The following is a 12,464-nucleotide window of genomic DNA, read 5'->3' on the forward strand; positions in this document are numbered from 1 at the left end:
CCGGACCGCAGAGGGGAGAATGCGCCACATGGCTCGCCGTACGACGAAGAATCCCCCGCCCGAAGACTTCGAGGAGCACATCCTCGACATCGATGTCGGGGACGAGATGCGCTCGTCGTTCCTCGAGTACGCCTACTCGGTGATCTACTCCCGCGCCCTGCCCGACGCGCGTGACGGCCTCAAGCCGGTGCAGCGACGGATCCTCTACACGATGAACGACATGGGCCTGCGTCCCGACCGCGGACACGTCAAGAGCGCCCGCGTCGTCGGCGAGGTGATGGGCCGGTTGCACCCGCACGGCGACTCGGCGATCTATGACGCCCTGGTCCGGATGGCCCAGCCCTGGTCGATGCGGGTGCCGTTCATCGACGGACACGGAAACTTCGGCTCGCCCGACGACTCCCCCGCCGCGATGCGATACACCGAGTGCCGGATGGCGCCGGCCGCAGTCGCGATGACCACCTCGATCGACGAGGACACCGTCGACTTCAAGCCCAACTACGACTCGCGCGAGCTGGAGCCCTCGGTGCTCCCGGCCGCGATCCCGAACCTGATCGTCAACGGCACCACGGGCATCGCGGTGGGCATGGCGACCAACATCGCGCCGCACAACCTGGTCGAGGTGGTGCAGGCACTGCGCCACCTGATCACGCACCCGAAGGCCAACCTCGACGACCTGATGCGCTTCATCCCGGGCCCGGACCTGCCGACCGGCGGCAAGATCGTCGGCCTGGACGGCATCCGCGACGCCTACGAGTCGGGTCGAGGGACGTTCAAGATGCGCGCCACCGTCCGCATCGAGAACATCACGCCCCGCAAGAAGGGGATCATCGTCACCGAGCTCCCCTACGGCGTGGGCACCGAGAAGATCATCGAGCGGATCAAGACCCTGGTCCAGACCAAGAAGCTCCAGGGCATCTCCGACATCAAGGACCTCACCGACCGGGAGAAGGGTCTGCACCTGGTCATCGAGGTCAAGAACGGGATCAACCCCGACGCACTGCTCTCCCAGCTCTATCGGCAGACGCCGATGGAGGACTCGTTCGGGATCAACACCGTCGCGTTGGTCGAGGGCCAGCCCCGCACCCTCGGCCTCAAGGAGCTGCTCGAGGTCTTCCTGGGGCACCGCTTCGACGTGGTCCGCCGTCGCACCGTCTTCCGGCGTGGCAAGGCCGCCGACAGGCTCCACCTCGTCGACGGCCTGCTGATCGCGATCCTGGACATCGACGAGGTGATCCAGGTGATCCGGTCCTCCGACAACGCCGCGGCCGCCAAGGAACGCCTGATCGACATCTTCGACCTCTCGGAGATCCAGGCCGACTACATCCTCGACATGCCGCTGCGCCGGCTGACCAAGTTCAGCAAGATCGAGCTGGAGAAGGAGGCCGAGGAGCTGCGTCGCACCATCGAGGAGCTCGACGCGATCCTCGCGGACGAGAAGGTGCTCCGCAAGGTCGTCTCCGACGAGCTCGCCGAGGTCGCCAAGACCTACGGCACCCCGCGGCGTACGGTCCTGCTCGAGGCTTCCGGTGTCGCCACCAAGATTGCCGACGTACCCCTCGAGGTGGCCGACGACCCGTGCCGCGTCTTCCTCTCCTCGACCGGGCTGCTGGCCCGCACCAGCGGTGACGACGAGCCAGGCGACGGTGGCGGACGCGCGAAACACGACGTGATCGTGTCCAGCATCCGCAGTACGGCGCGCGGCGAGATCGGCGTGCTGACCAACCGCGGCCGGGTGATCCGCGTCGGTGTCGTGGACCTGCCGACGTTGCCGCCGACCGCGAACCACCCGCACCTCAGCGGCGGGTTGCCGCTCAGCGAGTTCGTCTCGCTGGGAACCGGCGAGCGCGTCCTGACGCTCACCTCCCTGCCCACCGAGGGTCCGGGCCTGGCCCTGGGCACCCGCGACGGAGTCGTGAAGCGGGTCAACCCCGAGATCCTGGGTCGCGACGAGTGGGACGTGATCGGGCTCAAGGACGACGACGAGGTCGTCGGCGCCGTGGAGCTCAGCACGGGCGAGGAGGAGCTCTGCTTCATCACCAGTGACGGCCAGCTCCTGCACTTCGGCGCGGGGCAGGTCCGTCCCCAGGGCCGCACCGGCGGCGGAGTCGCCGGGATGCGGCTCACGCCGGGCCACCGGGTGGTGTCCTTCGGCGCCTTCGATCCCCGCGACGCCGTGGTCGTCACCGCGTCCGGGTCCTCCACCGCGCTGCCGGGCACGGAGGCCGGATCGGTCAAGGTGACCCCGTTCGACGAATATCCGACCAAGGGTCGCGCCACCGGCGGCGTGCGGTGTCACCGATTCCTCAAGGGCGAGGACGCCCTGGTCTTCGCCTGGGCCGGGCCCGGTCCCGCCCGTGCCGCCGCCGCCAGTGGTGCGCCGATCGACCTGCCCGCCGCGGACGGGCGTCGTGACGGTTCCGGGGTTCCGGCGGCACAGCCGATCGCGGCCTGTGCCTCACCTGTCGGATCCCCCGCCACCCCAGACACCGGTGTGGAAGGCTAGGCGCCATGTTCAAGACTCGATCCCTCTTCCTGCTCGTCGGGATGGTCCTTGCCCTCTTCCTCACCGCCTGCACCAGCGAGGGCGGTGGTGAGCCGATCAGCAAGGACAACACGCCTGAGGAAGCGATCCAGAAGGCCAAGCAGAAGCTCGACGAGACGTCCGGCCTCTCGGTCCGCCTGGAGTCCTCGGGCCTGCCCAGCGGGACGATGGGTGTGAACAGCGCCGACGGCATCGGGGTCCACCCGGCCGCCTTCAAGGGCACCGTCAACGCCGCCATCTCCGGCTTCACTGCCGATGTCGGCGTGATCGCCGTGGACGACAAGGTCTACCTGGCGATCGGCGGGTCCGACTACAGCGAAGAGGACCCCTCGCGCTACAACGCTCCGGATCCGGCCGTCCTGATGGCCACCGAGGGCGGCGCCTCCGACCTGCTGACCGAGGCCGAGGACCTCAAGGCCGGCAAGGAGGTCCGCGGCGGCGACAACAACGATGAGGTGCTGACCGAGTACACCGGCACCCTGCCCGGCTCCTCGGTCAAGCGGATCATCCCGACGGCCAGCGGCGACACCTTCAAGGTCACCTACCTGATCACCAGTGATGCCGAGCTGCGCGAGGTGAAGATGGTCGGTCAGTTCTACCCGGACACCGAGGACATCACCTACACGATCACCTTCAAGGACTACGGCAAGTACACCGAGAAGGACGTCACCGCTCCATGACGCCGGGCCCGGGGACGGGTCGCAGCGCGACGCTGCTGCTGGTCTTCGCCTCGATCGCGGTGGCCTTCGCGGCCGCTGACACCTATGTCGTGGTGCTCGCCCTGCCGGACATGATGGCGACCTCGAAGATCCCGATCAACGAGCTCCAACGCGCTGCCCCGATCATCTCCGGCTTCCTGCTCGGCTATGTGGCGATGCTGCCGTTGATGGGACGGATCGCCGACCTGCGCGGCCGCGTCCCGGTGCTGGTGATGGCGCTGGTGGTCTTCTCGATCGGCTCGTTGGTCACTGCGGTCGCCTATGACCTGCCCAGCATGGTCACCGGCCGGTTCCTGCAGGGTGTGGGCGGCGGTGGCTTGGTTCCGGCGACCTTGGCCCTGGTCGCCGACATCTATCCCGCCCAGAGGCGGGGCATCCCGCTGGGCATCGTCTCCGGCGTCCAGGAGCTCGGCAGCGTCCTGGGCCCGCTCTTCGGCGCGGTCGTCCTGGCCTTCGCCACCTGGCAGTTCATCTTCGTGATCAACCTGGTCGTGGGTCTGCTGCTCGCCCTGGCAATTCGCGCTGCCGCGGGCCGCGGCGCCATGGACTCACCCGAGGGGCCGGTCGCGCGGGGCTTTCCCGATCTTCTCGGCATCCTCGCCCTCCTGGTGGCACTCACCGCGGCGGCACTCGTGGTGGTCCGACCGGGTGCGCTGCTGCGCGACGTCACCTGGGGTCGGCTCTTCATCCCCTACCTGGGTGATGGCCGCTGGCTGACCCCGATCGGTGTGATCGCAATCGGGGCTGCCCTGGTGCTCCTTGCGCGCTGCCTGTTCGCGCGTAGGCCCCTGGTCGACCTGCGTGCCTGGTTCGGCCACCTGCGTGAGGCAGACCTGGTCGGCGCGGTCCTGTTGGCGATCGTGCTGGGCGGCATCATCCTGGCCTTTGCCACAGCAGACCCGGAGGTCCAGGTCTTCTCCGAGCAGGGCCCCTGGTTCCTGCTCGGCTCCGCCGTGGCCGCCGCCGCGTTCGTCGTCCACGTACGCCGTGCCGCGCACCCGCTGATCCCTCGCGGTGCCCTCACCCAGGTCCCTGCCTGGGGGTCGATGGTGGTCAGCTTCTTCATCGGCGCCGCCCTGATCGCTGCCCTGATCGACATCCCGATCTTTGCCCGCACCACGATCTACCGCGACTCCCAGCTGGCCGCCGCGCTGGTGCTCGTCCGGTTCCTGATCGCGCTTCCGGTCGGCGCCGTACTGGGTGGCTACCTGATCCGGCGCTTCTCGGCCGGGGTGGTCACCGCAGTCGGCATGTTCGCGGCCGCCGGCGGGTTCGTGCTGATGGCGCAGTGGGACGAGGACACCCTGCGGCACTGGCCGGTGAACCTGACCCTGCTGCTCACCGGGTTCGGATTCGGCCTGGCCCTGGCGCCGGTCAACGCCGCGTTGCTGGCGAGCACCGAGGACTCCGTGCACGGCGTCGCCTCCGCCCTGGTCGTCGTGGCCCGGATGGTCGGCATGCTCGTGGGCATCTCCGCGCTGACCACGATCGGGCTGCGCCGGTTCTTCGACGCCAACGTCACCTGCCTCGAGGACCACACGAACCGCTACGGCTACTGCGGAACCCAGGCTGCGTTGGCCCAGGAGCATACCGTCTTCCTCGGTGCCGCCGTGTGTGCGGTGATGGCCGCGCTGCTCGCGTTGCTGCTCTTCCGTGGTGCGCGGACCAAGGGGATCCCGGCCGGCGAGCTGCTCCGCTCCGGAGGCTGAGCGGCGTCTCACTTCGTGGCCGGTGTGCTCGGGTCTCCCGGCATCCGCTATTTTCGCAATGTGGGTGAATTCGACGATCTGATCTCTGCCAACAAGACGTTTGCCGATGACTTCGGCCTGGGTGGATTCGATGGTGTCGCGCATGCCGGCGTAGCCATCGTCACCTGCATGGACTCGCGGATCGATCCGCTGAGCATGCTCGGGCTCAAGGCTGGCGACGCCAAGATCTTCCGCAACCCCGGTGGTCGCATCACCAATGCGGCCCTCGAGGCACTGGTGCTGGGCGTGCACCTGCTCAACGTGAACAGGATCCTGGTGATCCCGCACACGAGGTGCGCGATGGCCTCCAGCAGCCAGAGCGAGCTGCGCGAGAAGGTCGGCGCCTCGGCCGGCCAGGATGCCTCCTGGCAGCACTTCCACGTGGTCTCCGACCAGGTGGCGGCGCTCGCCGAGGACATCCGCGCCGTGACGTCCCACCCGTTGATCCCCGACAGCGTCAAGGTCGGCGGATTCATCTATGACGTCGACACCGGGCTCCTGGACCAGAAGTTCTGACCAGTCGGCAGATGCGCCGACAACGTTGACAGCAACGCTGTTACATTCCTCCTGACACAATCGCTGGACCGCAGTAGCGGCGACCACAGGAGGACCCCATGTCCGGCCACGACTACGACGTACTCGTCATCGGATCTGGATTCGGCGGCAGTGCCAGCGCCTTGCGCCTGAGCGAGAAGGGCTACAAGGTCGGCGTTCTCGAGGCCGGCCGACGGTGGACCGACAAGGAGTTCGCAGGCTCCAACTGGAACCTGCGCAACTCGATCTGGGCCCCGGCCTTCGGACTCACCGGCACGCAGCGGATCAACGTGATCGGCAAGGTCACCGTCTTCAGTGCGGCCGGCGTGGGTGGCGGCTCGCTGATCTACGGCAACACGCTCTATGAGCCGCTGCCGGAGTTCTACGAGGACCCGGCCTGGGCACACATCACCGACTGGCGCTCCGAGCTGGCCCCGTTCTACGACCAGGCCAAGCGCATGCTCGGCGTGAACCAGAACCCGCGCCTGGGTCGCGCCGACGACGTACTCCGCGAGGTGGCCGTGGACCTCGGCGTTCCGGAGACCTACCACCCGACCGACGTCGGTGTCTTCTTCAACGAGGGCCACGAGGGTCACGAGGTGGCCGATCCCTACTTCGGTGGTGCCGGCCCCGCCCGAGCGGGTTGCCAGCACTGCGCCCGGTGCATGACCGGGTGCCCGTTCAACGCCAAGAACACGACCGTGAAGAACTACCTGCACCTGGCCGAGGGCCTGGGCGCCAAGGTGCACGCGATGACCACGGTCACCGCCGTGCGGCCCGTCGCGGACGGGTACGCCGTCGACACGGTGCGCTCGGGCGCAGTCGTGCGCAAGCGCGAGCGGACCTTCACCGCCAAGCAGGTCGTCTTCGCGGCGGCTGCCCGTGGCACCCAGGACCTGCTGCACAAGATGAAGGACGAGGGCGTCCTGACCGAGCTCTCGCCCCGCCTGGGCGAGCTGACCCGCTCCAACTCGGAAGCGATCCTGACCGTCTCGAGCCGCGAGCACACCGACATGGCACAGGGCGTCGCGATCAGCTCCTCGATCCACCCCGAGCCGACCACGCACGTCGAAGTGGTGAAGTACGGCTCCGGCCAGGATGCCCTCTTCCCGCTCTCCGTCCCGATGATCGACGGTGGACCGCTACGGGCGCTCCGCTTCCTGCTCACCGTGCTGCGCCACCCGGTGGCGTTCCTGCGTTCGATGTGGCCCGTCGGAGGCGCCGACCGGAGCGTGATCCTGCTGGTGATGCAGTCCCTGGACAACTCGCTGACCTCCTTCCGCAAGGGCGGTCGGTTGACCACGAAGCAGGGCACCGGTGAGCCGAACCCGACCTGGATCCCGATCGGGCACAAGGTGGCCCGCCTCTACGCCAGCAAGGTCAAGGGCGACGCCGGCGCCGTGGGGACCGACGTACTGAACATCCCGTCGACCGCTCACTACATCGGCGGCGCAGTGATCGGGGACTCCCCCGCCACCGGCGTCATCGACCCGTGGCAGCGGGTCTACGGTCACGACGGACTGCACGTGATCGACGGCTCGGCGGTGACCGCCAACCTCGGCGTGAACCCGTCGCTGACCATCACCGCTCAGGCTGAGCGAGCCCTGGCCTTCTGGCCGAACAAGGGCGAGCAGGACCCGCGCCCGCCGCTCGGCTCGACGTACGCCCGGGTCTCCCCCGTGGCGCCGCACAAGCCGGCCGTGCCGGCGACCGCTTCGGGAGCCCTGCGCGTCAGCTGATGGACGCGTCCGCGCCGCCACACACCTGCGATCCGCGGTGTGTGGCGGCGGCAGACCCAGCGCGCCGGTTCAGGCGTCGAGCGCCTCGACATCAACGTCGTAGGCACCCTGAACGATGAACTCCTTGCGGGGTGCGACCTCTGAGCCCATCAGCAGCTCGAAGACCTTCACCGCCTCGTCGGCGTCGTCCACGGTGATCCGGCGCAGGGTGCGGTGCCGGGGGTCCATGGTGGTCTCGGCCAGCTGGTCCGCGTCCATCTCGCCCAGACCCTTGTAGCGCTGGACCGGGTCCTTCCAGGACACGTTCTTGCGCTTGAGCTCGGCCAGCTTCCGCTGCAGCTCGGCGTCGGAGTAGGTGTAGACGTATTTGTCCATGCCCTTCTTCGGCCGGGTCAGCTCGATGCGGTGCAACGGCGGCACTGCCGAATAGACGCGACCCTCCTTGATCAGGTCAGGCATGTACTTGAAGAAGAGCGTGGCCAGCAGGCAACGGATGTGCGCCCCGTCGGAGTCGGCGTCGGCCATGAAGATGATCCGGCCGTAGCGCGCCGCCTCGAGGTCGAACGTGCGTCCGGACCCGGCCCCGACCACCTGGATGATCGAGGCGCACTCGGTGTTCTTCAGCATGTCGGCCACGGAGGCCTTCTGCACGTTGAGGATCTTGCCCCGGATCGGCAGTAGGGCCTGGAACTCCGAGTCACGGGCCAGCTTGGCCGTGCCGAGCGCCGAGTCACCCTCGACGATGAACAGCTCGGTGCGCTCGTTGTCCGCGGAGCGGCAGTCGGCGAGCTTGGCCGGCAGCGCGGAGGACTCCAGTGCGTTCTTGCGACGCTGGGTCTCCTTGAGCTGGCGGGCCGAGATCCGGGTCTTGGCCGCCCCGGCGACCTTCTCCATGACCAGCTTGGCCTGCGCCTTCTCGACCCGCTTGGTGGAGGCGAGGAAGTTCTTCAGCTCACTCGCCACGACCTTGCGTACGACGGTGCGGGCGGCCGAGGTGCCGAGGATCTCCTTGGTCTGGCCCTCGAACTGGGGCTCGGCCAGGCGGACGGTGACCACGGCGGTCATGCCCTCGAGCACGTCGTCCTTGATCACGTCGGTGTCGTTGACCTTGAGCACCTTCGACGAACGCATCACGTCGTTGAACGTCTTGGTTATCGCCGCTTCGAAACCACTCACGTGGGTGCCGCCCTTGGGCGTGGCGATCACGTTCACATAGGAGCGCAGGACGGTGTCATAGCTGTTGCTCCACCGCAGGGCGACGTCGACAGCGAGCTCGCGCTCGACCTCCTGCGGCGTCATGTGCCCCTTGGCGTCCAGCATCGGCACGGTCTCGGTGAACGTGTCCTTGCCCTGGAGGCGCAACACGTCGGTGACCGGGTCACCCTCGGAGAGGAACTCGGCATATTCGGCGATGCCGCCGTCGTGGCGGAACTTCTCCTCGACCGGCTCGGGCCCCCGCTGGTCACGGATGACGAGCTCGAGACCCGGAACGATGAAGGACGTCTGGCGAGCGCGGGTGATCAGGTCGTCATAGACGTACGCCGCGTCGCGGGTGAAGATCTGCCGGTCCGGCCAGAACCGGATGCGCGTCCCCGACTTGCCCTTGGCGACCCGCTTGCCCTTGCGGGTCAGCCCCGACTGCGGGGTGAAGGAGGCGTCCGGCTCGTCGCCGTCGAAGACACCGGGGATGCCACGCTGGAAGGACAGGCCCTGGGCGGAGGGGGAACGATCGACGTCGATGTCCATCCGCGAGGAGAGCGCGTTGACCACGGACAGGCCGACGCCGTGCAGTCCGCCGGTGGCGACGTAGGAGCCGCCTCCGAACTTTCCACCGGCGTGCAGCTTCGTGGCCACCACCTCGACACCGGGGAGACCGGTCTTGGGCTCCTTGTCGGTGGGGATGCCCCGACCGTCATCGTGGACCTCCACAGAGCCGTCGGGGTGCAGCGTCACCTCGATGCGCTGTGCCACCCCGGCCAGGGCCTCGTCCACGCCGTTGTCGATGATCTCCCAGACACAGTGCATCAGCCCACGCGTGTCGGTGGAGCCGATGTACATGCCGGGACGCTTGCGCACTGCCTCCAGGCCCTCGAGGACCAGGAGGTGGGCTGCGTTGTACGTGTTGTCGATGGGTCTGTCCTTGCTCGTGGTGCGACCATGCGAATCTATCTCGCGACGCCGCGAAATCAGCGCTGCCACGCCTGCCCGGGCGTTCCCGGGCAGGCGTGGCAGCGTCGAGTCGGAGGCCGGAGCCTCAGCCCTGGGCGGCCAGGAAGTTGTCGATGACCTCCGCGATCCGCGGGCCGGCCTGGCCGTCCCACAGCGGGGGCACCTTCCACGTCGTGGGACGCCCTGCGGCGAGGGTCTCCTTGACGATCCCGGCCAGCGCCGGAGCGGTGACCAGCTGGTTCGTGCCGTGGGTGATGGTGACCGGCCGCTCGGTGTTCGGGCGGAGCGTGAGGCACGGGACGCCCAGCACGGTGGTCTCCTCCTGGATACCGCCGGAGTCGGTGACGACCAGTGCGCTGCGCCGGACCAGGCCGAGGAACTCCAGGTAGCCCAGCGGCTCCACTGCGTGCATGTTGTCGTGGTCGAAGAGCCCGATCTCGGTCATCCGGGCCTTGCCGCGGGGGTGCACGGGCATGACGACCGGGAGCTGGTCGGCGGTGGCGTGCAGGGCGTCCTTGAGCACGTTGAGGTCGCCCGGGTCGTCGACGTTGGCCGGACGGTGCAGGGTTGCCACCGCGAACGGGCCGTCCGGGATCTCGAAGCCCTCCACGTGCGGCGCCTCTCCCGAGTCCTTCACGAAGGACAGCAGGGTGTCGATCATCGGGTTGCCGACCAGGTGGATGCGATCGGCCGCGACGCCCTCGTGGGCGAGGTGCGCGATCGCGTCCGGGCTGGTGGCCAGCAGCAGGTTGGAGAGCCGGTCGGTGACGATCCGGTTGACCTCCTCGGGCATGGTCATGTCGAAGCTGCGCAGGCCGGCCTCCACGTGGGCCACCGGGATGTGCAGCTTGGAGGCGACCAGTGCGGCGGCGACGGTGGAGTTCACGTCGCCGTAGACGACGACCAGCTTCGGCTGTTCCTTGAGGAAGAGCTCCTCGAGGCCGGTCATGATGGTCGCGGTCTGCTGCGCGTGCGACCCGGAGCCGACACCCAGGTTGATGTCGGGGCGGGGCAGCTTCAGCTGCTCGAAGAAGACCGTGGACATGTTGTCGTCATAGTGCTGTCCGGTGTGGACCAGACCCTGCGAGATTCCGCGCTCGTTGAGCGCGGCCACCACGGGGGCGGCCTTGGGGAAATTGGGGCGGGCACCGGTCACGTGCCAGACGGCGTTGCTCAACTCTTCGCTCCTTCATTGCGCGCGCGATGCGGCGGTCGTTGGCGTCCAAGTTATCCGCAACCGGTCACGAACGCCGACACGCCCCACCGCCAAGGCCCCCTCCTGCCCCTGAAAGCTGGCGACTCGTCCTATGTTGAGTCCGTGGGCAGGGTCACGAAGAGGACACGATCTCGGGTCAGGTGTGCCAATTCGGCAACCGATCTCACCACCACCACGTCACACTTGCAGGACTTGTTCGTTTCACAGGTGACACGACGTCCAAGGTGTGGGAACTCCCCTGCGGGGGAAGGCTCACGTCGTGATTGGATGAATGTGTCAGGTGCCACGAATTGCCGGGAATCAAAATGGCTCCCGGCTCGTTGAACCCGACAACGAGGAAAGAGAGGCCGAAGTGACTACTGCTGTTGCCCCCAGTTCCGCCGCCCTGACTGCGGTGGACCGTTGCGACCGTTGCGGCGCCCAGGCCTACCTTCGCGTGGAGTTGGCCTCCGGGCTCGAACTCCTGTTCTGCGCTCACCACGCTCGCGAGCACGGTGAGAAGCTGCGCGAAGTGGCCGTCACCGTCACCGACGAAACGCACAAGCTTGCCGGGACCCCGGCCAGCGAGAGCGACTGAACCGCAACTGACTTCGCAACGACCCCGACCGGTCCTCCGGTCGGGGTCGTTGCCATCTTCCGGCGCCTCGGATGTGCGAGGCTGACGCCGTGACTACTGTCGACGTGATCGTCGCCCTCGCCATTGCTGTCGGCCTGGTCGGAATCGTGCTCCCGATGCTTCCCGGAAGCCTGCTCATCCTTGCTGCAGTGCTGGGCTGGGCCCTCCACCTGGGCGAGACCACGGGATGGGTGGTCTTCGCGGTCGCAACCACGTTCCTGGCCGTGGGCACGCTGGTGAAGTATCTCGTCCCCGGCCGCTCGATGAAGAAGAGCGGCGTGCCCAACCGGACGTTGCTGGCCGGTGGGGTGCTCGGCATCGTCGGGTTCTTCGTGATCCCGGTCGTCGGGGTGGTCGTCGGGTTCGTGCTCGGCGTCTATCTCGCCGAGCTGCAACGAGTCGGCCAGGCCCAGGCACGGCGTACGACGCGGGCAGCGCTGACAGCCGTCGGGGTCTCGATCCTGATCGAGTTCGCGTTCGCGCTGCTGGCAACGCTCACCTGGATCATCGGCGTCGTCCTGGTCTGAGCGGCGCGTCGGCACCGCGGATCAGCAGCCGCGGGCCCGATCAGTTGCTGACGACCCAGCTGGTGTAGCGCTTCCAGCCGATCAGCCAGTCGCTGACCGGGTGCGAGCCGTCGTGGTTGTCCGCCATCCGTACGCCGACCCGCACGTGGGCCGGTGAGCCGAAGCAGGAGCGGGCCGCACTCACCCGGAGACGCTCGTCGTCGAAATTGAGGCTGACCTGGTGGCTGCAGGTCTTCGGGTCGCCATACATCTTCCAGTCGCGGACTCGGACCAGGTAGTAGTCGGTGCCGGGGCCCAGGCCCGTCGTCAGGGCATATTCCGGGCCGCTACGGGACGCCTTGACGTCGAAGTAGATCGTGGCACCGGCGTTGACGCGGTTGGAGTCCTTCAGATCGGCGAACCGGACGTTCACGCCGACGCTGGTCCTGCCGTGGGCCAGGGACACCTGTCTGATGTCGTAGTTCGAGCCGGAAGCATCTGCGGCGTCCCAGGCCATGGTCGTCTGTGCCTGCGCCGGCGACGCCAGCATGACTGCGCCCAACGCCGCGCCTGTGGCAGCCGTGGCGATCCGTGTGAGGACCCGTGTGCTCATCGGTTGCTCCCATCGCACTGTGCGCCCCTGCGAGTCGGGGGCTGCACAGTGAAGACGCA

General features: G+C 67.9%; 10 protein-coding genes. 7 read left to right on the forward strand and 3 right to left on the reverse strand.

Annotated features, from left to right (window positions below; genetic code table 11):
- Window positions 1-28 precede the first annotated feature (28 nt).
- The 5 genes from BJ980_RS03990 to BJ980_RS04010 all read left to right on the forward strand — a co-directional run bounded on the left by BJ980_RS03990 (window position 29) and on the right by BJ980_RS04010 (window position 7,285).
- Window positions 29-2,506 carry a DNA gyrase/topoisomerase IV subunit A gene (locus BJ980_RS03990; protein WP_179501096.1) on the forward strand — a complete coding sequence of 826 codons (2,478 nt, stop codon included), beginning with the start codon at window positions 29-31 and terminating at the stop codon, window positions 2,504-2,506.
- A gap of 5 nt (window positions 2,507-2,511) precedes the next feature.
- Window positions 2,512-3,225, forward strand: a complete 714-nt coding sequence (locus BJ980_RS03995; protein ID WP_179501097.1) for an LppX_LprAFG lipoprotein — start codon at window positions 2,512-2,514, stop codon at window positions 3,223-3,225.
- On the forward strand, window positions 3,222-4,973 hold the full coding sequence (locus tag BJ980_RS04000) for an MFS transporter (protein WP_179501098.1): 1,752 nt from the start codon (window positions 3,222-3,224) through the stop codon (window positions 4,971-4,973). Before BJ980_RS03995 ends, BJ980_RS04000 begins: the two co-directional genes overlap by 4 nt.
- A 60-nt stretch (window positions 4,974-5,033) precedes the next feature.
- Complete coding sequence (locus tag BJ980_RS04005; RefSeq protein ID WP_179501099.1) at window positions 5,034-5,528, forward strand: carbonic anhydrase; 495 nt, start codon at window positions 5,034-5,036, stop codon at window positions 5,526-5,528.
- A 98-nt stretch (window positions 5,529-5,626) separates the two neighbouring features.
- Window positions 5,627-7,285 carry a GMC oxidoreductase gene (locus BJ980_RS04010; RefSeq protein WP_179501100.1) on the forward strand — a complete coding sequence of 553 codons (1,659 nt, stop codon included), beginning with the start codon at window positions 5,627-5,629 and terminating at the stop codon, window positions 7,283-7,285.
- A gap of 69 nt (window positions 7,286-7,354) precedes the next feature.
- Here BJ980_RS04010 and BJ980_RS04015 read toward each other — a convergent pair whose 3' ends face one another.
- Window positions 7,355-9,454: a DNA gyrase/topoisomerase IV subunit B gene (locus BJ980_RS04015; protein ID WP_179503749.1), complete on the reverse strand. Its 2,100-nt coding sequence runs from the start codon at window positions 9,452-9,454 to the stop codon at window positions 7,355-7,357.
- Between the two features lie 85 nt (window positions 9,455-9,539).
- Window positions 9,540-10,631 (reverse strand): non-hydrolyzing UDP-N-acetylglucosamine 2-epimerase, encoded by a 1,092-nt coding sequence (wecB, locus tag BJ980_RS04020; RefSeq protein WP_179501101.1) that lies wholly within the window; start codon window positions 10,629-10,631, stop codon window positions 9,540-9,542.
- 391 nt (window positions 10,632-11,022) lie between these two features.
- On the opposite strand from wecB, the gene BJ980_RS04025 reads away from it, so the two are divergent.
- Both BJ980_RS04025 and BJ980_RS04030 read left to right on the forward strand, forming a co-directional pair.
- Complete coding sequence (locus BJ980_RS04025) at window positions 11,023-11,247, forward strand: DUF7455 domain-containing protein (protein WP_179503750.1); 225 nt, start codon at window positions 11,023-11,025, stop codon at window positions 11,245-11,247.
- Between the two features lie 89 nt (window positions 11,248-11,336).
- The gene (locus tag BJ980_RS04030) at window positions 11,337-11,813 is read left to right on the forward strand and encodes a DUF456 domain-containing protein (protein WP_343047679.1); all 477 of its coding nucleotides are present in this window, start codon (window positions 11,337-11,339) and stop codon (window positions 11,811-11,813) included.
- A gap of 40 nt (window positions 11,814-11,853) precedes the next feature.
- Here BJ980_RS04030 and BJ980_RS04035 read toward each other — a convergent pair whose 3' ends face one another.
- Entirely contained in the window at window positions 11,854-12,405 is a 552-nt protein-coding gene (locus BJ980_RS04035; protein WP_179501103.1) for a hypothetical protein, read from the reverse strand.
- Window positions 12,406-12,464: the final 59 nt, after the last annotated feature.

The sequence above is a fragment of the Nocardioides daedukensis genome, assembly GCF_013408415.1.
GTDB lineage: Bacteria > Actinomycetota > Actinomycetes > Propionibacteriales > Nocardioidaceae > Nocardioides > Nocardioides daedukensis.